Source organism: Paenibacillus senegalimassiliensis, assembly GCF_001486585.1.
In the GTDB taxonomy this organism is placed as follows: Bacteria; Bacillota; Bacilli; order Paenibacillales; family Paenibacillaceae; genus Fontibacillus; species Fontibacillus senegalimassiliensis.
This window is the reverse complement of record NZ_LN909045.1, coordinates 425,552-448,336: the sequence shown is the minus strand read 5'-3', so window position 1 is coordinate 448,336 and position 22,785 is coordinate 425,552. Positions and strand designations below refer to the sequence as shown.

The following is a 22,785-nucleotide window of genomic DNA, read 5'->3' as shown; positions in this document are numbered from 1 at the left end:
CACGGCTCCCTGTTCAAACTTTGCTTGTTTGATCTCCTCTCATCCGGACTATACCGTCGGCCTTGGATTCGCACCAAGTCAGTCGCAGTCATCCCAAAGAGATGATTACGAGTCGCGGGCTTGAGCTCCTTGCGTCATTCATGCACAAGCAGCCTCACCGCCGGTCAGGAATTTCACCCTGCCCCGAAGACCATATTCATTTAAATTGTGATTACTTAAGTTGTTATTATCATACCTCATGAATTAAATTGACTCTGTTACAAAAATCACAAACTAATTATATTCCTGCTGCACGTTTCCGGCAAGTATGAATTTACAGGAAATCAGTCAGTCCCTTTATTCAAACGCAGGAAGAGCAATTTCTCCGTAATTATCCTCCAGGAATTGCTTGATTTCCGGACTGGAAAGAGCCTTCGCCAGCTTCTGAATCGGCTCAGAATCCTTGTTGTCCTCGCGGGCTACCAACGTGATAGCAAAGGCGGATTCTGTCGTTTCTGTCAACAGCGCATCCTTCTTGGGAGTAAGTCCCACCGGACTGGCATAGGCCGGAGTCATCAGTACGAGATCGGCATCATCCAGCATCCGGGCCAGCATCAGCAAGTCCACTTCTTCAAACTTGAAATTCTTATTATTCTCCACGATATCGGCTTGTGTAGCTTGTAAATTGTTATTGTCCTTCAGCTTGATGATCCCTGCCCGATCCAGCATGATCAGGGAACGAGCCAAGTTGGACGGGTCGCTGGCAATCGCTACTGTAGCTCCATCCGGAATATCTTCCATCGATTGATAACGCTTGGAGTAAGCACCATACACCGCATGATACACCGGTTGAATAGCCACTAGCTCCGTATTTTTACTGTCATTGTATTGCTCCATGTAAGGGACATGCTGGAAGAAGTTCGCGTCCACTTCGTTATTCGCGAGCGCGTCGTTAGGTTGAACGTTGTCGGACAAGACAAGAACCTCCAGTTCCACTCCATCTTCCTCAAGCTGCGGCTTGATCAGTTCAAGCATGTCTGTCATCGGGGGGATCAGAGAAGCGACCTTCAGAGTCGTCAAGCTCTCGGCTGGCTCAGCAGCATCTGCACCAGTTACACCGGTGTTCCCTCCGGCCGGGTTGTTATTAGTCACGTTGGCATTTGATTCAGCGCCCCCGTTCGTATTTCCGCAAGCGCTAAGCACCAATAAGATCGCCAGTAGCGGGATCAGCCATTTTCCTGTTCTCATGTTGTTTGTCTCCCTTCAAAATTGTGGTTTGGATTAACGTTTGTCCAGCCATCGGGACAGCGTATTGCCGGTAAGTTGAATGCCTTGCACCAGAATAATCATAATGAGAATGACCGCGGTCATCAGTTCCGTCTCAAAGCGTTGATAGCCATAACGGATGGCGAAGTCGCCTACTCCCCCGCCCCCAACCACCCCCATCACCGTTGAATAGGAGATGAAGCTGATCGTCGAAGAGGTGAGTCCCAGCACCAGGCCGGAGCGAGCTTCCACATATAGAAATTTTAATACAATTTGCAGCGGCGAGGCTCCCATGGAGCGGGCCGATTCGATGACGCCACGTGGCACATCCAGCAGCGATTGCTCGACAAACCGGGCGTAAATGGCTATCGCCACAACCGCCAGGGGAACGGAGGCGGCCAGAGTTCCAATCGCTGTACCAACAATCAGCCGGGTAAGCGGAATCATGAACACCACCAGCAACAGAAACGGGAACGAGCGAATTACGTTCACACACCCGTTTAACAGATTCGACCACAGCTTATTCTCATAGAGCTGCCCCTTCCCGGTCAGAAACAGCAATGTCCCCGTTGGAAGTCCCAGCAGCACCGCAGCCAACATCGCAATTCCGACCATAATGAACGTCTCGCCGATCGCTTCGCCGATCTGAAACCGATATTGCACGAAGCTCTCCCACATTAAGGCTAAGTCAAACATCGCGCCCCTCCGTTCTCCCAAGCAATTGCTCCCGGTAAGAAGCGGTGAATGGAAGCTGCTCGCCCGGCTCAAGCTCCGCTGGCTTCAAGGCAAAGGCATCGGTTAGCCGCCCCTTCTCCATGACCGATACCTCCCGGCAAATGCTCCGTACTACGTCCATCTCGTGGGTAACGATTACAATAGTCACTCCCAACGAACGATGAATATGGAGCAGCACCTCCAGAATCTCGGCGGTAGTCTTCGGGTCCAACGAGGAAGTGGGTTCATCGCATAGCAGGAGCTGAGGGCTACTGACTAATGCGCGAGCAATCGCTACCCGCTGCTTCTGGCCTCCACTCAGTCCTGCCGGATACTGGGCAGCCTTGTCCTCAAGACCTACAAACCGCAGGCATTCTTGTACCCGCACGGCTCTTTGCCGTTTGGGAACGCCTGACAGCTCAAGGGGCATTGCCACATTACCACCCACGGTGCGATTGCCAAGCAGGTGAAATTGCTGAAAAATCATCCCCACGGACCGTTGCATCTGTCGTAGCTTACTCTGATCCAAACCGGACAGCGTCTGTCCCATCACGGTTACCTGGCCTTGATCGGGAGTTTCCAGCCCATTCATCATTCGCAGCAGCGTTGACTTGCCTGCACCACTTACTCCGATAATGCCGTGTATGGTTCCCTTCGGAATATGCAAAGACACATCCTGTACCGCCTCCAGCACACCATCCTTCAGGTTATAGGTTTTGCTAACATGCTCCAAAGTGATGATATGCATCTTCTCCTTCCTCAGGAACCATTATTCTGTATTACTTATTTTAAATCACTGTTACATATGTTATACACCTGTAAATTATAGCTTATCATTTGATCTGTGTCACCAATTTTTAATATATATTTAACATTTCTATTGAGCGCACAACAGCAAAAAGCATCTAGCGTAAGGCCTAAGGCTTCCACCTTATCCTTGCGCTAGATGCTTCCATGTATCCATATAATAACTTATTAAATAGCGGGCATCACATGACCACCGTTGACCGGAATGTAAGCGCCGGTAATAAATGCGGCCAAATCCGATGCCAGGTAGGCCACCATATTGGCAATCTCCTGATCCTCACCACGCCGCTTAAGCGGTACGCCTGCTATATAGTCTGCGTCATTACGCTCTGACAAGCTACGATCCCGCTCGCCAATTGTCCAGCCCGGCGCCACCTGGTTGACTGTCACCGCATGTTCGCCAACCTCCTTGGCCAGCACGCGGTATACCCCGTCCATACCACGCTTGCCTGCTACATAGGCGGACTGGGTCGGGAAATTCTGCATGGCACATTCCGTGTTAATGCCGATGAATCGGCCATGCTTCTTGGCGATCATTCCCGGCACAAAGGCCTTCGCCAGAAAGACACTTTGCAGCACGCAGGACTCGAATTGACTCACATAATCCTCAGCGGGCTGTTCCAGAACGGAAGTCCAGCCATATTGAATGACCGCATTAGCTACTACAATATCAGGATTACCTAATCTGGCCTGAACCTGCTGCTGAATCGCCGCAATATCTGCTTCCTTGGTGATGTCGCCCCGGACAATCATACCTGTTCCTCCGGACTGTTCCACTTCCTGTAGCAATTCCTGAGCCTTGGCTTCATTACTCATAAAATGAATGACGACCTTCGCTCCGCAAGCGGCCAACGTGCGGGTCATTACTCGTCCTAACTGGCCCGTTGCCCCGGTAATCAGAGCTATTTTCCCCGACAAATCGATTGTAAGCATGGAGGTGCCTCCTTTTCTCATGTCCACATTATCAACTGTCTTCAGTTTATAATGCCGTAGACCATCGTGCCAAGGAAAAAGTATAGCATCACCACATTATTCAGGGCTGCGTGACAGCGATCGAGAATACCACCGTTTGAGCGTCATTATCCACCAGCACATTGACGGTGTAATCCCCTACGATAGCCTGCTTGTCAGCCAGCGGCCTTCCGGCCTCCACCTCGGTGCAAATGGACTGGAACCAGCGATGAAACGCGATGGCATCATAGGTAAACAGCTCATTCGCGAACAATTCAATCGACTCCTTGTTCCGTGCCAGCGCGCCTTCCCGTAAACGGACCGTTATTCCATACGTATTATAGGTCGGGTCCAGCCAGATGGCAGCTTCTTCCGTTGCACCGCCGGTTGCCCCTACATTCGTCGCTTGCTGTACCGCCTTCTTCTCCTTCTCATCACGGTATAACCGCAGCGTGGTATCGAAGAGATCATAATTCGTACCGCGCAGCTTGCCCGCCTTCTGCAAAGTGTTGTACGCATCCCACATCTGCTGGTCAGGGAAAGCCACAATTCGCTGTCCTCCCCCTACCGTCGGCACCTGCCGTTGCAACTTGTCGGCCTGCGCCTGAATTGGCAAGCGCTCCGCCTTATCCGTCAAGCGGCTCAGCAGCACCAAAGACTCGGCACGCGATACCGTCTTGCCTACACCAAAGTTGCCGTCAGGGTATCCCTCCATGATGCCCTTGATCAGGGCTTCGGCAATAAATTTCTGCTGCCGGTCCGTCGCGCTGGTTAAATCGCCATAGGACGCCGCCACCGTACGACTGAACTCTGCATCCTCCAGGAACTCCGTCTCCTGAAGTGTATAGTAAATGACCTCAGCTACATTTTCCCGGGTCATCGCTGCCTGAAAATCGCTGTATCGACTTTTGTTCAGAAAGTTCAGATCACTGGCTACATCGATATATGGCTTGGCCCAATAGCCCGTCATCGCCGGTTTAAAGTTAAAGTAACGGTAATCCTGCTTGAGGATCGTGCGGTTCTCCTCACTTAATACCTCAAGAAAACCTCCCTTCCAAGTGCGCTCCAGATTCGGATGCTGCTCACTATAAGAGAGAATCAGCATTTTAACGAATTGATCCACCTTCACCGGCTCATTGGGCCGAAACGTGCCATCAGGGTAACCGTCCAGAATGCCTTGCTTAACCATCGTTTCAATCTCTTGCTGCGCCCAATGTCCCTGAATATCCTTGAACACAGTCTTCTCTTGCGCATTTCCCGCCGCTTGAGCCACCAACCCGCCGTTCATATGTCCCAGCCCCGGTAATCCGGCAAACACAAACAAGCCGATTAGCAAGCAAACCATCGGCAATGCCCACCGTCTCCATTTCACGGCTTCTTCCCAGTTTCTAATACTCATGACTAGCCTCCCAAACAAATATTGAACCGTGCCCTCTGACACGAGAGCAGGTACGATAAGCACAAAAACGCTGCCATTATTCAGAAAACCATAATTCCGGGCGCCTGTGAATAGGCCGAACGACAGCCCGTCTCAAGACATAGTTGCAGGCAAAAGGGAAAGGGATCGGAACCTTAGTCCCAATCCCCTCTACAAGGCGAGTTCTTCCTCGCCATGCCATATTATTCGGTTTCCCGCAACCTCTCCACCATTGTTGACCTGGACATATTTCGGTAAGCCGCTAAAGTGACGATCAGCGCCAACGCTGCCAGCATCGGCAATACGCCAAGCATCGGCAATTGATTCATCCGAAATTCCATAAAAGCCAAATTGGAGGATATGCCTTTAGCCACCGCATAAGTCAGGGCCAGCCCCGCTGTTCCGGTAACAAGACCTGTCATCGCCACGCTATAAAGACCTTCGAACATGAGCATCCTCTTCAACTGCTTGCGTGTCATGCCGATGCTTTCCAAAATGGCGAATTCGTTTCTGCGGGAGAGCATCCCGGTGATAACCGTATTGATGAAGTTCAGAATGCCAATTAAGGCGATGATCAGGCTTAGCCCATATCCGACTGTCTGGAAGATACGGATAAAGCTTTGCATTTCTCCCTTGTAGTCCTCCCGCGATTTAACTGTCAAGTTTGAACTGGAAGCCACCATGGAGCGAACCTCCGCTTCCACCTGGCCTTTCATATCCGCTTCTACATGAAGGGTTGCCGACAAGATAACCGGGTCCTTGACCACTTTGACAAACTCCTGAGCTGGCCAATAAACATTGAACCCACCCAGCCCGTAAAATTGCGTTCCCGCTGCATACAATGCATCCGATTGCAACACGGCCATCACCTCGTAGCTCTTCCCTCCAGCATCAAGCGTAAACCTGTCTCCCGGCTGATAATAGCGGGCATATTGATCTGAATCAAGCAGTGCTTCTGTCATCACGACATAATCCCCTGATGCAAAACGCTGGGCATCGAAGCTCCCGGCCACAATATCCCGTGGCCCAATCACGTTGTACCATACCGGATCAAGGCCATGAAGCTGCAACGGGACCTCCCCGCTGTCAAGAACGGAAGAGAACATGGGGATTCCAGGGTCCTCTCTGGCGGCCAACGGCTCCAGCATTTGGCGAATTACCGGATTCAGCTTCAGAACATCAGAGCCGTAGTACACTTTATCCACACTGACAATCCCCTCAACCTCGCTCAGTCGTTGGCACAGTTCTTCCGTTAACGATGCCTTTGTTCCACCCGGTACATAAGCCGAGCCGGGAATGCCACTTGGGCCAGTGACATTCTCCTTGACCACCAAATCACCTGCGATGAAGCTGCTCAAATATTGATTGATACTAAACGAGGAGATAACCGTGAATATAATACTGAACAAAATAAGGCTAAGCGACAAGGAGGCCAGCATCAGCCCCAGCTTCTTCTTCTGCCGCAACAGGTTACTGAACGCCATGCGGTAGAGCTTGGCTCCATGCGTGGACCGTTTGCTTCTGCCCTTTACACGACTGCCGATTCCGGCAAATTTCACCGCTTCGACCGGTGCGATTCGACCAGCCAACCGCCCCGGCTTGCCGGCAGCGACGCGTACCGTCGCATACGCGAATAATGCCGCTCCAACGAAGATCAGCGGATTCGCCGACAAGCTCATATCCATCTGCTCCGCAGAGACCTGCATCAGTAAGGGCATAAGCCAGGCTCCTAGCCCATAGCCCAGAGCAAGGCCAAAGGGAAGCGCCAGAAGATACAGCCAGTTAGCCTGAATCGTAATCAAACGTCGCAATTGACGTGGCGTAGTGCCTATCGTCTTCAACAACCCGTAAAACCGGATGTCCCGTACTACAGATATATGGAAAATATTATAGATCAGCAGGTATCCGCTGAGCATAATGACGAGAATGAGGACGATGAACGGCAGCATATTTTGCGGGTCCTCCTGCAAACCTACACTGCTGTATGCCCAGTTGACCCCATAGGCAGCCTCCACCCCGGTATCCGCCACAATCTGTTGTAACTTCTTCTCGATTCCAAATGAGCTGCTGAACATGACATCCAGCCGGATCGTATTATCATAGCTGCCTTGCAGCCGTGATTGCTTGGGGTCAATATGGGCCAGATTCCGCTCCGCAAACGACTCCGAGACAAAGGCCAATGCCGCCATGGACAGATTCTTATCCGAAGGGTAGATGCCGGAGACTACAAATTCCTTGCTTACGATTTCCCCATCGATATCAAGGTCCAGCTCGACCGTGGCCCCTAGCTTGGGAGTCACACCAAGCATCTGGAGTACCCAATCGCTGATGGCAATTTCCTGCTCCTGCTCAGGCAAGCCTCCGGCCGTAAACTGAATGAAGCTGTGCCTGGCCTCATTCTGGTCAATATAATCAATCTCCAGCGGGTGATCCCGGAAGCTCTCTCCGGCGGCCCGGCCCACCATAAGCGCCGTGCCATACTCCTTGATTAGAGGATGCTCTACGAGCAACCCGGCCTCCTCGCGGGTTAGATATTTGAAGCTGCCGTGAAAATCGCTGCCCGCCGTCCTCATCTGCGTTCGCTGCATGGATTCGTTCAGACTGAAGGACATCATGAACACCGACGTGAGTAGCAGGGTCGTCAATACAATGGCACAGATCGTGATGAAATTTCGGGGGGCATTGGCCCTTAAGCTCTTGCCGGCAAGCCGTAGAATCGCCTGACGGTTATTCGTGGCAATCATTCCCGCCCCTCCGCAGCAGCAACAGAGCGGCTTCGAATCAAGCCGTCTTCAATTCGAATGATTCGATCCGCTGTAAGGGCAATTTCTTCATTATGGGTAATCATCACAATCGTCTGTCCAAACCGCTCGCTTAAATGCTTCATCAGAATGAGCACTTCCTGGCTGGTCTTACTGTCCAGGTTGCCGGTCGGCTCGTCCGCCAGCACGATCGCTGGCTTGGTTGCCAGGGCGCGGGCGATTGCTACCCGTTGCTGTTGTCCACCAGACAGACTGGATGGAAGACTATACTTCTTCCCCGCAAGCCCCAGTGCCGAGAGAACTCCGTCCACATAAGCCTGGTCTACCGTCGCTCCGTCTAGCTCAATCGGCAGCACCACGTTCTCATACACGTTCAGAATTGGAATCAGATTATAGCTCTGAAAGATAAAACCAACCGACCGGCGCCGGAAAATCGTTAGTTCCTCATCATTCATGGCGAACAAATCATGGTCATCAATCAGCACCTGGCCCTCTGTCGCCCGATCCAGCCCGCCGAGCATATGCAACAGCGTACTCTTGCCACTCCCGCTAGTACCGACGATAGCCACAAATTGTCCACGTTCAATGCTGAGGTCAATACCGTCCAGCGCCTTAACCACGTGGCTCCCCTGACCGTAGTGCTTCTTCAACCTTATGGCTTGCACAATAGGCATGCCTGTTACCTCCCATGCTTAACAATGTCTGTCCCTTGCGGGTACAAACCCACTCTAGCAAAACAATCTAACTGTACCGTGTCTCAAAAATAACGCCTTTGTCACATTCCCCATCAGATCAGGAGATTGGAAGATAGACGGAGAAGACGGAGCCTTGCTGCTCTTCGGATACGACCTTCATGTACCCGCCCTGGGCCATCACAATCTCCCGGGCCAGATAGAGTCCAATGCCAATGCCCTCTACTTCGGCAACCTTTGGACTTCGGTAGAAGCGCTGGAAAATAAGGGGCCATTCGCTTTCCGCAATACCCGGCCCGGTATCGGCAATATCAATACGGACAAACATTTCCCCTGCTTGCACGGTGACGAGAATGTGCCCGCCACTAGAGGTGTATTTTACGGCGTTCTCCAGCAAATTAAACAATGCTTCCCCGGTCCACTTGGAGTCATGGGTGGCAAGAATATCCTCAGGGTAGGACATTTGAATAGCGATATCTTTCTTGGCAGCAGCAGCCTGAACCGAAGATAAGGCAGCCTCAATGGTCTCTGTAAGCGAAGACGATTGAGGCTGAATGGTAATCAGCCCCGTTTCCAGACGGGACATCTTGAACAAGCACCGAATCAGCCAGTCCAGCTTGACCGCTCCCATATGTATTTCAGTAGCATACATTCGCGCCTGTTCCCCTAGCTGCGGAAGCTCTCCCATCAGCTCACTGTATAGCCGGATGCCTGCCAGCGGCGTCTTCGTCTGATGCGAAATATCGGATACCAGCGTTTGGATATGTCCCCGCTCAGCTTGTATTTGCCGCTCCCGCTCCTGCATGATTTCCATGTACCGATATAGCTTATGCTCCAGCGCTGACAGCTTCGTCTCCTCATAACCGGTTTGACGCTCCTGCCCGCTCATCGCGGCATCAACCATGGCATCCACCGTATCAAGTAGAGCGCTGACCTTCGTCTTCAGCGCCCACACGAACAAGGCAGACAGCAGCAACGCCGCCACGCCAAAGGAGAGGGCCAACCGGACGAACGAACTTCCTGCCCCTGCAAGCATTTCGCCTGCTCCCGCGTAACTTGCAGACAGTACAGCCAGCAGCACAAACACCAAGGCATAAATTTGCCCGAAGCTCAACCGGGCGACCATTCGCTTCATGATCAGGCTCCCTCCTCCGACCACATATAGCCCAGGCCATAGACGGTCTTAATCCATTTCGGGGCAGCAGGCTCCTCTTCCAGTTTGGCCCGCAGTCGCTTGACTGTAACCGTTAGCGCATTCTCATCCACATATGCGGAATCCTGTCCCCAAACAGTGTCAATTAACTGCTCGCGCGTCAAAATTTGCCCGCGATGAAGGATAAGCGTCTTCAGCAGCTTCTGTTCCGTCACACTAAGCGAAAGGCTTGTCCCTCCCTTACGGAACTCCATTCTCCCGAAATCGAGTGACAATTCCCCAACCAACAGCTTATCTTCTCGCCCCGGGTCGCATCGGCGCAGCACTGCCATCACCCGAGAGCGCAATACCATCAAGCTGAATGGCTTGGTTACATAATCATCGCCGCCCAACTCAAAACCGGTCACAATATCAGGCTCCAGGTCACCTGCGGTCAGAAAAATAATCGGCACTTGCGATGATGCTCGTACCTCCGCGCAAAAATCAAAGCCGCTCCCGTCGGGCAAGCGCACGTCAAGAACGATCAGGTCAATACCTCCTCGTGCAAGCCGCTCCTTCGCCTGAGCTAAAGTATAGGCCTGCTCCGCGACAACCCCGTCACGGGCCAGCGTAAGTGCAATGCCCTTATTCAAGCTCATGTCGTCTTCCACGATCAGAATATTCGTCATGGCTAATTCATCCCTTCCATGTAACGCAATTGCTAATTCGCAAACATTATACACAATCATGATGGCAAAAGAATAACAGATATGTCGCTGCACCGCTCCAGACCATGCACAAAAAGGACCGCTCTTCATGTGAAGTCGCGGTCCTGAATAGGTGAGCTGCTAAAGGCTCTCCCCTTATTTTTTGGAGTTGCGTAATTCCTTCATAATTTTACGGCCGGTTGGTGTCTGAGCAAGCCCACCCTGAGCGGTCTCCCGGTGCCGGCTTGGCATCGCTGAGCCGACCTCCAGCATCACGTCAATGACTTCATCGGACGGAATGGCGCTGCGAACCCCGGCCAAGGCCATATCTGCGGCAGCCAAAGCGTTCACCGCACCAAAGCCATTACGTACAATGCAAGGGATTTCCACCAAGCCTCCGACAGGATCACAGATGAGCCCCAGCGTATTTTTGAGTGCAAGCCCTACGGCATGCATCGCTTGCTCAGGAGTTCCTCCGCGCAGTTCAACCATGGCGCCCGCTGCCATTCCAATGGCGGAGCCAACCTCGGCCTGACAGCCGCCCTCTGCTCCGGAGATAAAGGAGTTGTTGGCGATCACATACCCGATGGCCCCGGCACTAAATAAACCACGGACCAAATGTTCATCCTCCCAACCGAAGCGCTCCTGCGCACTAACGAAGGCCCCCGGTATAATCCCGCAGGAGCCTGCCGTCGGTGTAGCCACAATGCGGCCCATGGAAGCATTGACCTCGGACACCGCCAAGGCATAGGCCATCGCCTGGCTGGCGCTGTCTCCTACGGAGGCCTGCTGGGTCTTGCGATACTGATCGACCCTCTTGGCATCCCCTCCGGTAAGTCCGCTTGTCGAAGTGATGTCCTCTGTTAAGCCTTTATGCACAGCCGACTTCATGATTTGATAATATTCACTCATCGCGGCAAGCACTTCTGCTTCGGTCTGGCCGCTTTCTGCCGCTTGATCCTCGATCATGATGGCTGAGATGGTCCTCGCTTCCTTTGCACATAAATCTACTAGTTCTCGTAAGTTCCGAAACCGCATCGGTCCCATCCTTTCTTTGCTACACTTGATGAATAAGTTGAACAAATAATTTACGCAAAGAAGCAGACGAGAAAATGTTCTTACGATCGCTGTTGCTCATGGATTTCTCTTACTTTATAAATTTGTATGCGGTAGAAATCCATTCCCAAATGCGAACGCTTCGCTTCTTCAGAATCATTTTTCTCGCTTGCTTAATATGCGCATTTTTCACCTCAACTTAAGATAGTGCATCCATCAAGTCTGGGTTTAGTCTAAATGTATATAGGATACACGGCTGACATGCGTAAGTTGCTGGACGTCCTTCACAAGTTCCGCAGGTATACCGGAGTCGGCTTCGACGACCGTTAATGCTTCGGTCGTCCTTCCCTTCCGATCTGTCGTGATGTAACCAATATTGACATCAGCTTCGCTAAATAAAGATGTGATGCCCGCCAGTACCCCTTGCCGGTCAGCATGAGCCACAATCAGAGTGGGCAGCTCACCCGAGCTCTTGACCTCAAAGCCATCGATGCTGCGGATAACGATAGTTCCTCCACCGATAGAGGCACCAATTACCTCCGATTGCCGACCTTCCTTGTTCGACAGCGTTATTTTGACCGTATTGGGGTGGGCCTCAGATAAGACCCCGGTGGAGAAGCGTACCTCAATCCCCTGATCCTCTGCCGCCTGTAGCGATTCGCGGATTCCTTCGTCGTCTGTACGATAGTCAAGAATTCCTCCCACTACAGCCAGGTCTGTGCCATGCCCTTTATAAGTCTCGGCAAAGGAGCCGTAGAAGCAAATATCTGCCGTGTCCGGCTGGCTGCCGAATACCTGCCGCGCAAACCTGCCAATTCGCACCGCCCCCGCCGTATGCGAGCTGGATGGCCCGATCATTGCAGGTCCAATAATAGAGAACACATTTTTGAAACGCATCGTTGATCTCTCCCGTATGTCAAGACTACCCACGGGCAGTCTCCAAATTAAAAAGGGACAAGAAAAAAAGGCTGCTGCCCTTCTCCCTGTCCCCGTTACCTGAAAGTTTAACGCCACTGACGAGACTCTCGTTGCAATGGCATGTACCTCTTGGGTGGCTTAACGCTCTCTCCAGAGTGGCGTCCGATCCTGGTCCTTGTACCTGAGAGATTCGGGTGACGGGTTGCATCGCCGTCTCCTTGCTCCTTCGGTGCCGCCACATATTCGGGCAGACTCTCCCAAGATCCTCATCCGCAATATCCTGTTATAACCAAATCTAAAGTGTAAAACAACAAATGTCAAGATAGCTAACACACATTTACGGAAATTCACGAAAACCTAGTAAAATATTCCTATTTATATGAGAAAAAATGTATATTTTTCATAAATTACTACTTGTAACCTTGATTTTACAGATATATACTAGCTCTAACACCTCGATTTCTACCTCATTTTATAAAAACAGGTAATTTCAAGTTCATTTCATGTCAGACTCCCTTCACACCCAGACTATGGCAAATCGAATCACTTACTCTAGATTTAAGGAGGTGATCGAAAAGAAGAAAACCATACTGTCTGCTTCACTGCCCCTCACGTCGTTAGCCCACACCAAGTAAAGTCCAAACAAGTCCGCAACTTGATGGACCGTCAGAACATGTCCAAGCACAAAACCAAGTAAAGGAAGTGGAAAAGTTGTTTAAATTCAGAAAATTCCGCAAATCTTTCTCACTCGGTATGTCGGTCCTTCTTGTGCTTACCTTTCTTCCCTCGACTTATGCCGAAAGCACCGGCGCTGCGGGCCAAATCAACCTGAAAGCAAATGCTCCTGAAATTGCCGAAGCCAAAATTGATAACAAACTGCAAACCCTGTTCAAGCAAGATGATTATGTGACTTATCTCGTAAAATTCAAGGAACAAACCGATACGACCACCGTCGCCAAGCAGGCGTTGCAGAAGGCACAGTTGGAGAAGGCCACGCCTTCGGCAGCCAAGCTGTCCGCCAGAAGCTCCGTTGTCAGCGCACTGCGGGCCACCGCTTCCCGTACCCAACAGGGGATCGAGAGCTATCTGCAAAAAGCCCAGCAAGCTGGCGAGGTGAAGGAGTACAAAAGCTACTTTATCGTAAATGCAATCGCTGTGACAAGCACCAAAGAGGTGCTGGAGCAAATCGCCCTCTTCCCGGAAGTGGAGAAGGTCTTACCCAATGAAGAACGCTACCTACAGAAGGTAGAAATTGATAAATCTGCACCGGACGCTGTTGCCTCCAAGGTGAAGGAAGCGGCCAATGCCACTCCGGCAGTGCAGAGCCCGGCCAGTATCGAATGGAATATCGATCAGGTCGGAGCCCCTCAGGTATGGGATATGGGCATCGACGGAACCGGTATTGTCGTAGCCAATCTGGATACCGGGGTGGAATACACCCATCCGGCGTTGCAAAGCAAGTGGCGTGGCTTCGACGCTTCCGGCAACATCGTCGATCCCGAGCTGAACTGGTACGATCCGCATAGCGGCGCGTCCTTGCCCGCGGATACGGATGGCCACGGCACGCATACGATGGGGACCATGGTCGGAGCAGAAGCCGATGGCTCCAATCAGATCGGAGTTGCCCCCGGAGCAAAATGGATTGCCGTGCGTATCTTCAATCCAAGCACCACGGACGCCATCATTCTTGACGGTGGACAATGGCTGCTGGCTCCGGTCGATGCTGAAGGCAATCTGCATCCCGAGTTAGCTCCCGACGTCGTCAACAACTCCTGGGGCGGCGGTCCCGGCGTTGACGAATGGTATCGCCCTATTGTCCAGGCATGGCGCGATGCGCAAATCTTCCCCGAATTCTCGGCGGGCAATGTCAACCTCAACAATCCCGGTGGTCCTGGCTCAGTAGCCAACCCCGCCAACTATCCCGAAGCCTTCGCTACAGGGGCAACGGACATCAATGGCAACTTGGCCAGCTTCTCCCTGCTGGGGCCTTCCCCTTACGGAGAAGTAAAGCCTGAGGTAGCCGCTCCCGGCGTTAACATCCGTTCCTCCATTCCCGGCGGTGGTTACGAAGGCGGCTGGAACGGTACTTCCATGGCGGGACCACATACCACCGCCATTGCTGCCTTATTGCTGCAAGCCAACCACTCCCTGACCGTGGATCAGTTGGAGGACATCATCACCAGTACGGCAGTGCCGCGTACGGACAGCCAATACACACAAATTCCGAACAACGGCTACGGACACGGCATCGTTAATGCCCTCGATGCGGTCGGCTCCGTGCTGCAAGGCGTCGGAACGGTATCGGGCCGCGTGGTTGTCGGTGGCGATGATCTGGAGGAGCCTGTGCTGGAACATACTCCGCCGACACTGGTCTACGAAGGCTTCGATGTTCCGTTGTCAGCACGCGTCAGCGATAACGTTGCCGTGACATCGGTAGAATTTTACGCCAGAGAAGCAGGGACCAGCCATTATTTATATATTCCGGCCGTTCGGGTCTCGGGCAACGAGAAGGATGGACAATATAAAGCCACCGTGCCGTCCTTCCTGCTGGGCAGCAGTGGTCTGGAATATTACATCCGCGTGAACGATTACGGCAATAATGGCTTTGATAGTGAAGCTTACACCGTCACCGTATCGGCGGGTATCACCCCAGGGTATGTCCAGGATTTTGAAGCAGATGTGCTGGGCTTTACCAGTGGAGGCACCGGAAATACATGGGCTTGGGGCCCGCCGGTCAGCGGTCCGGGAAGCGCCTATTCGGGAGAGAAGGTATATGCCACCAACCTGAGTGGCACCTACACGGCCGGGGCGAATTCCTACCTGCTCGCACCGCCGATCGATTTGACCGATAGCCCGGAAGGTGCCCTGCTATCCTTCAAGCACTGGTATGATCTGGAGCAGGGACGCGACTTCGGCACCTTGTATATCGCTTCCTTCCAATCGGACTATGCTTTTGTTCCGTTAGCTGAATACACAGGAACAAGCGGCGGTTGGAAGACGCAATTCGTCGACCTTCGCGAATACGCAGGCGAGCAAGTCTATCTTCAATTTGGCTTTACCAGCGATACTTCCGTCCAGAGAGCAGGCTGGTATCTGGATGATCTAACGGTGCAAGCCCCGGATGAGGTTGCTCCTGCGGCTCCTTCCGAATTGAGCGGTTCCGTGAACTTCAGCGGCAGCGCGGAGTTGTCCTGGTCTCCTTCCGAAGATGAAGATGTGAAGCTGTATACGGTATACCGCTCCGTAACATCCGGCTCCGGATATGAGGTGGTCGGATCGACGGAGAGCACTACGTATACCGATACGACTACCGAGACGGACGCGACTTATTATTATGCGGTCACCGCCACGGACTACAGTGGCAATGAAAGTGAGAAATCAGGCGAGGTCGAGTTAACCATTGAGCGGCCCGCAATTATATTCAGCGATCCGTTTGATGGCAGCGATGATAATGGCTGGACACACGCGGGAACCCGTGATGAATGGGAACGTGGTGTTCCTGTCGCGCCCGGTCCAACCAGCGCCGTCTCCCCTCCTAACGTATGGGCTACTGACCTCGATAGCACCTACGAGAACAGTGCCGATTACTCGCTGGTCTCTCCAGCTATTGATCTTGGTGCTGAAGAGCATGTGACCTTATTGTTTGACCATTGGTTCGAAATTGAAAGCAATTACGATTTTGGCTATGTCGAGATTACTAGCGATGATGGGCAGTCCTGGAATGAGTTGGGCCGCTTCTCCCACAGCACAACGGGCAAAGCCTGGGCCCCTGCTTATTACAGTCTGGACGATTATATCGGTGATACCGTCAAACTCCGCTTCCGTCTGAAGACGGACGGCAGTGTAGTCAAGGCGGGCTGGTATATTGATAACTTCCAGGTGCTGAGCGCAATTACACCGGCAAGCCGCATCACCCAGGATATTCTTGCCGAGCCGCTTGAGGCCGGGAAGAAAGATAAGGCCGAGAAGGGCAGTCCAGCCTACAAGCTGACACGGACTGACAAGAGTGAATACGAGCAAGCCGTGAAGCAAGCAGAGCAAGCCCGCGAGTCTGGGCTGAGCAGCCTTCCAGCCAGTGCAACGGTAACCGTGCTGGAGACAGGACGTTCGGTCAAGACCGATTCCGCTACCGGACGCTACAGCCTGAATCACGTGGCTGGCGACTTCTCACTGAAGGCAGAAGCCTATGGCTATTATCCACAGACCCATACGGTGACGATTGCCGATCAGGTGAATGCAAGAGTCAACTTTAACCTAGAGGCTATTCCGAAGGGACAAATTATCGGGACGATCACCGACGAGCGTAGTGGTGAGCCGATCTCCGGCGCTACCGTGCTAGTCCTTGAGGATGCTGCAATTCCGCCGCAAACCACAGGACAAGATGGCAGCTTCTCACTGGAAGTGCTGGAAGGCACCTATACATTGTCGGTGACCGCTGCTGACTATTATGGCGACACCCTGTCATTAACCGTACCTCCGCATGAGACAGTGGATGGCTCGTTAACCCTGAAGCCATTTATCGGCTTCCCGGGCGAGATCGCCTATGATGACGGTACGGCGGAGAATGCCTGGGCCTTCAACGCAGCAGGCAATGCCTGGGCCGTGCGCATGACCCCGGAATATGATACAGCCCAAGTAACGGGTGCATCCATCCGCTTCTGGAATACGGAATGGCCTATCCCGGGCGGAACGGCCTTCCAATATGCTGTATTTGATGCTTCGGGTCCGCAAGGCTCCCCGGGACGGCAACTGGCCGGACCGTTCGATGCCACAGCATTGCGGAACGACCAATGGACCGTGTTGGAACTGCCGGAGCCAGTCACGGTAGAGGGCGACTTCTACATCGTCTATATTCAGACCTTGGCTGGAACAAGTGCACCGGGACTGGCTGCTGACGAGACCGGACCTAATGCTCTTCGCAGTTGGCAACGCGTCAGCGGCACCTGGAGCCTGGCCGAAGAAGATAGTGGTAACTACATGATCCGGGCCATCGTCCGCTATCCGGTCAATGCCCCTGTCATTACCTCACCGGAGGCCGATTCATTCACCAATCAAGCTTCCGTTACGGTAACTGGAACTTCACCGGCAGCCGGAGCAGATGTCAAGCTCTACAATGGTACTGAATTAGCTGGAGAGGCAATCGTTGAGAATGGTGAATTCAGCGTTCCGATCCAATTGCACGACGGGGCTAACGAGCTATCTGCCGAGATCGTAGTGAACGGAAAGACCACTGACCGCTCGCTACCGATTACCGTCACATTGGATACCGCCGCACCGGAACTGGATGTCATCTCTCCAACCGATGGCTTCCGGACCAACTCGGAGGTACTGAATGTAACCGGCTCCGCATTAGATGACTTCCTCAGCGGCTTGACGGTTAACGGCCAAGAGGTTCCGGTTGAAGGCAGCGGTTCCTTCGCCTACCGGCTGCTGATTGATGCCGGAGAGAATATCATTACGATTACCGCGACAGACGAAGCAGGCAACACGACGACGGTAACCCGGTCGGTTTATGTAGATGTGGCTCTGCCGGAGATTACGAACTTATCCCCTGCAGAAGATGTGCATCTGACCGCCGGAGAAGCGCTGGCCGTCTCCTTCGACAGCGTACCGGGGCTGGATGCCTCCTTCCGCATTGAACTGCCGCTGTCACTTAGCGGAAGCGGACGGGGTATCCCGCTTACCGAGACTACGCCAGGACACTATGAAGGAACTTACACCACGCCCGCTTCACTGATACTTGAAGGGGGACTGATCGTCATTAGCGTGCGCGACGCCGCTGGCAATCAGGGCGATTTCCAAACCCCGGGACGTCTCTTCGTCAGCGCTCCTGACGAAGGTCCGGGAGAAGGTCCCGGCGAGCCGCCAGGACCCGGTGACAACGTAACGCCATCCGCCATTATCGGCGCGGCGGACCGAGCAGCCAGGAACCAAGTGGTTGAGTTCGACGGCAGCGGTTCCTCGGACCCTGATGGCCGAATCGTTCGCTATAGCTGGACCTTCAGCGATGGCGAGCAGAAGCTCGGACCCAAGGTGACCCACCGCTTTGCCACCACAGGAGCTTATACCGTAGCCTTAACCGTCACGGATGACGCTGGTGCGGAGAGCAGCACCACGCATAGAATTGTAATTCGCTAATTTGCGAGAGAACTGAGTCACAACAATAAACAGCAAGCGCTTAGGGGCTGGCCCATCAATACGGGCGGGCTCCCCGAACGCTTGCTGTTTTCAAATTCAATCACATTGCTTATTCCAAATTAGCGTGACGGGCGAACATGTCCTCGTCCGACTGCCCCGTCTCCCGCTTGAGATCAATAATGATGCTATCGTAAATTAACCAGCTTAGCTGCTCGAAGGAAGAACCCTTCGTCTGAATTGATGCCGCTTTTCCGCCTTCCTTCTCTACCTTGGAGGTAACCCCGGGGATACGAATGCAAGCCGAGGCCAACGAGCCGATGGTGTTGCCGGGAAAGATGGTCAAGGTGGCTAGCGTAGCCCCTTGTTCCAGCGCCTTCTGCGCCATAGCCTTCAGGCTGGCTGTCTCTCCCGAACCTGAGCCGATAACTAGTAAATCACCCTTTCCAATGGATGGCGTGGTAGGCTCGCCCACAAAGTACGAGCTATACCCCAAATGCATAAGCCGGTTAGCAAAGCCCCGCGCGGCAAAGCCGGATCGTCCCGCTCCGGCCACAAATACTCGCCGGGCTCCGATAATCAGCTTCTTGACGGCCTCCACCTGCTCACCATCCACCAACATTGCATCTTCTGAAAGCTCAGTTAATATGGCCAACAAATTATTGCAAGGTTTCATACCCTTTCCCCCCTTAGGCTTTCCGCGCCATTGCTTCCTTGATCAAACGCGCTTCCTTCACCGGGTCCTCCGCATGGGTCAAGCCCGTCCCGACAATAATGATGTCCGGCGCAAGTGCCACATACTTGTCGATAGTGCTGCTGTTAATTCCACCAGCCACGGCAATTTTAGCCGATTTGGCATGTTCCTTCATCACCTTCAAATCATCGATCGGCTGTCGGCCAGCCGCTTGCTGGTCAGCCCCAGTATGGACGGCCAGTACATGAACGCCCAGTTCCTCCAATTCGCGAATCTTCTCCGGTAAATTGTCCACACAGATCATATCGACAACTAACTGCTTGTTGAATTCATCGGCTGCCTTAAGACAAGCCTTAATTGTCAGCGCATCCGTCACACCCAGCGCCGTAACATATTCCGCCCCGGCGTCAAATGCCAGCTTGGACTCGAAGAACCCGCCATCCATAATTTTCTCGTCGGATAAAATCTCTTTGTCCGGGAAGCGCTCCTTGAACGTCTTGACCGCATTCATTCCCTCGGCAATGACAAACGGAGTTCCGATCTCAATGATGTCCACATAACTTTCCAGCTTCTCGGCAAATGCCAGCGCATCCTCCAGGTTCAATTCATCCAATGCCAGTTGCAGCTTCATCTTCCGTTCTCCTCTCCGTGGTGTGATCAGTTAATAAGTAAGTGCAGGGCATTCCCCCGGATGGTTCAACAGTTCCTTCAATTCTTGGTCGAGTCGTACAATCGTTAGCGAGACGCCATTCATATCCAGGGAGGTCACGTAATTGCCCACAAAGGTCCGATGGATCTGGTGACCCTGTCCCTTTAAGATGTCTGCTACCTTCCCGTAGAGCACGTACAGCTCCATCGGCGGGGTTGCCCCCAGCCCGGATAACATAACAGCCACTTCCTGGGGCCCATCGAAGTTAAAGTCTCGCAGGATCGCCTCCGTCATTTCCGTGGCAATCTGATCTGCGGTTCCCAGTTGCACCACGCGAATGCCAGGCTCCCCATGATGCCCGATGCCAAATTCCATCTGTCCCTCTTCAATCGTAAAATTCGGGGAGCCCACCGCCGGGATGGTACATGAACCAAGTCCCACACAAATGCTTCGGGTATTATCCACAGCCTTCTGTGCCGAAGCGATGACCTCATCCAAGGAGCCGCCCATGGCCGCGCGTGCTCCGCCCGCCTTCCACATGAACAAGCCGCCCGCAATGCCGTGCCGCTTCTCGCGAGTCTCTGGAGGTGACGAGGCAATATCATCAGTTGCGGTCACGTATTTGACCGTAATTCCTTCATCCTCTGCAAGTTCAGCCGCCATCTTGACATTCATATTGTCACCGGCGTAATTACCGAACAGGCAGGCTACCCCTTGACCGGAATCCACCTCGAGCATGGCATCCAGAAATGACTGCGCCGGCGGCGAGGCGAACACCTCCCCAACTGCGGCTGCATCCACCAGTCCTTGACCGACATAACCGAGAAATGCCGGCTCATGACCGCTTCCTCCCCCGGTGACAATCCCCACCTTACCTGCCACTGGTGCATCCACCCGCTGAATGACACGCTCATTACGGGAGGACAGCTTCACCGTATCTCCATGTGCATCGACATACCCTCTTAACATGTCGTCTACAATCAAGTCAGGATTGTTGACAAATCGTTGCAAGAGCTTCCCCTCCTTAATCCGTTTTGGCCAGTAAGAGCGCCTTGTCAGCCAGTGCCTTCAAGATGATATAACATGAGGTTGCGCCCGCATCCTGATGACCGATGGCCCGGTCTCCCAGACGACTGCCCCGGCCCAGACGCGCGGCCATTCCCTTTGTCGCCTCCAGCCCCGTCTCTGCCGCTTTAACCATCCGGGTTAAACAAACCTCCAGATTTCCTCCCTCAAATGCAGTCTCTTCGTAGGCCCTTACCGCTGGATCGAGCACGTCAATCAATGTCTTATCCCCCGGCTTGGCCTCAGTTAGCAGGGCAAGCCTTTCGTACCCCTTCCTTACCATCTCTCCGATGACCGCAGCATCAATCACGTCCTTCTCTTTGGATGCCTCCGCCAGCCCCCGGAAGAAGCTGCCGTAGAGCGGCCCCATGGAGCCTCCAATCTTGCCGATCAATACTTTGGCAATGGTAAGAAAACCTTCACTCATGTCGGCCTCCCGCTGATCCAGTGCTTCGCCCGCCAGAGAGAAGCCGCGGCTCATATTGACACCATGATCTCCATCTCCTACCGCAGCATCTACCTGGCTAAGCAGCTCCCGCTGGGCACACACCGCCTCAATGATCGCCCTGACGACGGCAATCCCTTGCTTATTTGTGAATCTCATGTGGATTCAGCCCCTCCCTTCCCTCTGTTGGCTTCTGATTAGGAAAAGCTCCTCATAATATGCCGTTATTTCACCATGCAGCCGGCTCCCTGTCTGAATTCCGGTGTAGTGCTCCACCGCCGGGCCGATGCCTAACCGGGCTACATCGCTTTGGAGTTCCTCCGCCTGCTGATCCTCCGGGTTATGGAAGAGGAACGCAGCCGCAATTCCTTGTAACAACCGACGGTTCTCCAGCCCGGAGGCCTCGCAGCCCAGGCAAGGACCTACCAGTCGGTCGTCTGTACCCAGCTTGCGAATCGGTGAGCGACAGACCCGGTTAATTGTATCTGTCACTCCTGGTGTCTTGAAGCGGTTCACGGCAAACTCGATATACTCCGCCAATTCTTCAAGCTGAAAACCATATTTAACTTCCAGCAATCGCGCGGATTCCAACATGGCCTCCAGCACTTGATCCAGTAGAATCTCATCATGAAATACGTCCTGAATGATGTCATAGCCATGAACGTGCCCGACATAACCGGCCCAGGCATGGCCACAGTTAATAATGTATAGCTTGCGTTCCAGATATTTCTGCAAATTGTCCGTGTACACGGCCCCTTGAATGGGCTGACTTCCCGGAACTGCCAGCTTGCTCTGCTCAATAACCAATTCATGGTCGCGTCCGATATGAATGACGGCCCTGTCGTCCCTTCGATCCTCCAGCACAAGTCGGTCTACCGCGGTGTTGGGGAAAGCGGCCAGTTCGTCCAACTCCTTACTGAATGCCTCCCCTGCTACCTCCAGAATGCTGCTTCGCAGCAACTCCGAGTTGAACATGGCATTCTCGCAGGCCAAAATATTGATACGGCTTCGCCCGAGCCTCTGTCTGGCTTGAAGCCCCTCCAGCAGAACCGGAGCAATTCGCGACAAGTTATCCGCCCAGACGGAAGTCGTAATCAAATCCGCTTCCGCCAAGGCCTCCACCGCCGCCGCCTTGTCGCTCATCGAGGAGACGGCCCTTACCCGATCGATGGTTCTCTTGGCATACCCTTCTTCAATCACATACAAATCATAGGCTTGGTCCCGGTTAAGCTGAGCAATCAGGCCGGGATCGATATCAACGAACGTAATCTCATATCCCGATTGATGCAGCAAATCACCAATAAATCCTCTGCCGATGCTTCCGGCTCCGAAATGAACGGCTTTCACATGCAAGCACCTCTTTTGCTGACTATCGATTCATATATTCAAGCTTCCT

At 53.1% G+C, this 22,785-nt stretch carries 17 protein-coding genes and 2 riboswitches; of the genes, 1 reads left to right on the top strand and 16 read right to left on the bottom strand.

Going from position 1 to position 22,785, the window contains the following annotated elements; all coding sequences use genetic code 11:
• Window positions 1–27: 27 nt before the first annotated feature.
• Window positions 28–195, bottom strand: a riboswitch (FMN riboswitch).
• A 141-nt stretch (window positions 196–336) separates the two neighbouring features.
• The 11 genes from BN3279_RS11950 to sdaAB all read right to left on the bottom strand — a co-directional run bounded on the left by BN3279_RS11950 (window position 337) and on the right by sdaAB (window position 12,380).
• The gene (locus BN3279_RS11950; RefSeq protein ID WP_059051124.1) at window positions 337–1,227 is read right to left on the bottom strand and encodes a MetQ/NlpA family ABC transporter substrate-binding protein; all 891 of its coding nucleotides are present in this window, start codon (window positions 1,225–1,227) and stop codon (window positions 337–339) included.
• Between the two features lie 33 nt (window positions 1,228–1,260).
• Window positions 1,261–1,941, bottom strand: a complete 681-nt coding sequence (locus BN3279_RS11945) for a methionine ABC transporter permease (protein WP_059051122.1) — start codon at window positions 1,939–1,941, stop codon at window positions 1,261–1,263.
• A complete protein-coding gene (locus BN3279_RS11940) occupies window positions 1,934–2,701 on the bottom strand; it encodes a methionine ABC transporter ATP-binding protein (RefSeq protein ID WP_392396870.1) in 768 nt (255 codons plus the stop codon). The genes BN3279_RS11945 and BN3279_RS11940 overlap by 8 nt, the downstream gene beginning before the upstream one ends.
• 233 nt (window positions 2,702–2,934) lie before the next feature.
• Window positions 2,935–3,699 (bottom strand): SDR family NAD(P)-dependent oxidoreductase, encoded by a 765-nt coding sequence (locus tag BN3279_RS11935; RefSeq protein ID WP_059051118.1) that lies wholly within the window; start codon window positions 3,697–3,699, stop codon window positions 2,935–2,937.
• A gap of 100 nt (window positions 3,700–3,799) precedes the next feature.
• Entirely contained in the window at window positions 3,800–5,116 is a 1,317-nt protein-coding gene (locus BN3279_RS11930) for an S-layer homology domain-containing protein (protein ID WP_059051116.1), read from the bottom strand.
• A 221-nt stretch (window positions 5,117–5,337) separates the two neighbouring features.
• On the bottom strand, window positions 5,338–7,878 hold the full coding sequence (locus BN3279_RS11925; RefSeq protein ID WP_059051114.1) for an ABC transporter permease: 2,541 nt from the start codon (window positions 7,876–7,878) through the stop codon (window positions 5,338–5,340).
• Window positions 7,875–8,570 (bottom strand): ABC transporter ATP-binding protein, encoded by a 696-nt coding sequence (locus BN3279_RS11920; RefSeq protein WP_059051113.1) that lies wholly within the window; start codon window positions 8,568–8,570, stop codon window positions 7,875–7,877. Before BN3279_RS11920 ends, BN3279_RS11925 begins: the two co-directional genes overlap by 4 nt.
• 118 nt (window positions 8,571–8,688) lie before the next feature.
• Window positions 8,689–9,723, bottom strand: a complete 1,035-nt coding sequence (locus BN3279_RS11915) for a sensor histidine kinase (RefSeq protein ID WP_059051111.1) — start codon at window positions 9,721–9,723, stop codon at window positions 8,689–8,691.
• Between the two features lie 2 nt (window positions 9,724–9,725).
• On the bottom strand, window positions 9,726–10,409 hold the full coding sequence (locus BN3279_RS11910; protein ID WP_059051109.1) for a response regulator transcription factor: 684 nt from the start codon (window positions 10,407–10,409) through the stop codon (window positions 9,726–9,728).
• Window positions 10,410–10,583: 174 nt separating this feature from the next.
• Window positions 10,584–11,465, bottom strand: a complete 882-nt coding sequence (sdaAA, locus tag BN3279_RS11905) for an L-serine ammonia-lyase, iron-sulfur-dependent, subunit alpha (RefSeq protein WP_059051107.1) — start codon at window positions 11,463–11,465, stop codon at window positions 10,584–10,586.
• Between the two features lie 246 nt (window positions 11,466–11,711).
• Complete coding sequence (sdaAB, locus tag BN3279_RS11900) at window positions 11,712–12,380, bottom strand: L-serine ammonia-lyase, iron-sulfur-dependent subunit beta (protein ID WP_059051105.1); 669 nt, start codon at window positions 12,378–12,380, stop codon at window positions 11,712–11,714.
• Between the two features lie 180 nt (window positions 12,381–12,560).
• A riboswitch (glycine riboswitch) is annotated at window positions 12,561–12,671 on the bottom strand.
• A gap of 441 nt (window positions 12,672–13,112) precedes the next feature.
• Between sdaAB and BN3279_RS11895 the strand changes: the two genes are divergently transcribed.
• Entirely contained in the window at window positions 13,113–18,539 is a 5,427-nt protein-coding gene (locus BN3279_RS11895) for a S8 family serine peptidase (RefSeq protein ID WP_059051103.1), read from the top strand.
• 109 nt (window positions 18,540–18,648) lie between these two features.
• On the opposite strand, the gene hxlB is transcribed toward BN3279_RS11895, so the two are convergent.
• From hxlB to BN3279_RS11870, 5 genes are read right to left on the bottom strand one after another with little or no spacing between them, the layout of a single operon-like run.
• Window positions 18,649–19,212 carry a 6-phospho-3-hexuloisomerase gene (hxlB, locus tag BN3279_RS11890; protein ID WP_059051101.1) on the bottom strand — a complete coding sequence of 188 codons (564 nt, stop codon included), beginning with the start codon at window positions 19,210–19,212 and terminating at the stop codon, window positions 18,649–18,651.
• Window positions 19,213–19,225: 13 nt separating this feature from the next.
• Window positions 19,226–19,861, bottom strand: a complete 636-nt coding sequence (gene hxlA, locus BN3279_RS11885; RefSeq protein ID WP_059051099.1) for a 3-hexulose-6-phosphate synthase — start codon at window positions 19,859–19,861, stop codon at window positions 19,226–19,228.
• Between the two features lie 30 nt (window positions 19,862–19,891).
• Window positions 19,892–20,890, bottom strand: a complete 999-nt coding sequence (locus tag BN3279_RS11880) for a dihydroxyacetone kinase subunit DhaK (RefSeq protein ID WP_059051097.1) — start codon at window positions 20,888–20,890, stop codon at window positions 19,892–19,894.
• 13 nt (window positions 20,891–20,903) lie between these two features.
• A complete protein-coding gene (dhaL, locus tag BN3279_RS11875; RefSeq protein WP_059051095.1) occupies window positions 20,904–21,548 on the bottom strand; it encodes a dihydroxyacetone kinase subunit DhaL in 645 nt (214 codons plus the stop codon).
• 6 nt (window positions 21,549–21,554) lie between these two features.
• Complete coding sequence (locus tag BN3279_RS11870) at window positions 21,555–22,736, bottom strand: mannitol dehydrogenase family protein (protein ID WP_059051093.1); 1,182 nt, start codon at window positions 22,734–22,736, stop codon at window positions 21,555–21,557.
• Window positions 22,737–22,785: the final 49 nt, after the last annotated feature.

Coding starts and splice junctions, on each gene's coding strand:
- BN3279_RS11950 (WP_059051124.1), bottom strand. CDS start 1,227: ATGAGAACAGGAAAATGGCTGATCCCGCTACTGGCGATCTTATTGGTG.
- BN3279_RS11945 (WP_059051122.1), bottom strand. CDS start 1,941: ATGTTTGACTTAGCCTTAATGTGGGAGAGCTTCGTGCAATATCGGTTT.
- BN3279_RS11935 (WP_059051118.1), bottom strand. CDS start 3,699: ATGCTTACAATCGATTTGTCGGGGAAAATAGCTCTGATTACCGGGGCA.
- BN3279_RS11930 (WP_059051116.1), bottom strand. CDS start 5,116: ATGAGTATTAGAAACTGGGAAGAAGCCGTGAAATGGAGACGGTGGGCA.
- BN3279_RS11925 (WP_059051114.1), bottom strand. CDS start 7,878: ATGATTGCCACGAATAACCGTCAGGCGATTCTACGGCTTGCCGGCAAG.
- BN3279_RS11920 (WP_059051113.1), bottom strand. CDS start 8,570: ATGCCTATTGTGCAAGCCATAAGGTTGAAGAAGCACTACGGTCAGGGG.
- BN3279_RS11915 (WP_059051111.1), bottom strand. CDS start 9,723: ATGAAGCGAATGGTCGCCCGGTTGAGCTTCGGGCAAATTTATGCCTTG.
- BN3279_RS11910 (WP_059051109.1), bottom strand. CDS start 10,409: ATGACGAATATTCTGATCGTGGAAGACGACATGAGCTTGAATAAGGGC.
- sdaAA (WP_059051107.1), bottom strand. CDS start 11,465: ATGCGGTTTCGGAACTTACGAGAACTAGTAGATTTATGTGCAAAGGAA.
- sdaAB (WP_059051105.1), bottom strand. CDS start 12,380: ATGCGTTTCAAAAATGTGTTCTCTATTATTGGACCTGCAATGATCGGG.
- hxlB (WP_059051101.1), bottom strand. CDS start 19,212: ATGAAACCTTGCAATAATTTGTTGGCCATATTAACTGAGCTTTCAGAA.
- hxlA (WP_059051099.1), bottom strand. CDS start 19,861: ATGAAGCTGCAACTGGCATTGGATGAATTGAACCTGGAGGATGCGCTG.
- dhaL (WP_059051095.1), bottom strand. CDS start 21,548: ATGAGATTCACAAATAAGCAAGGGATTGCCGTCGTCAGGGCGATCATT.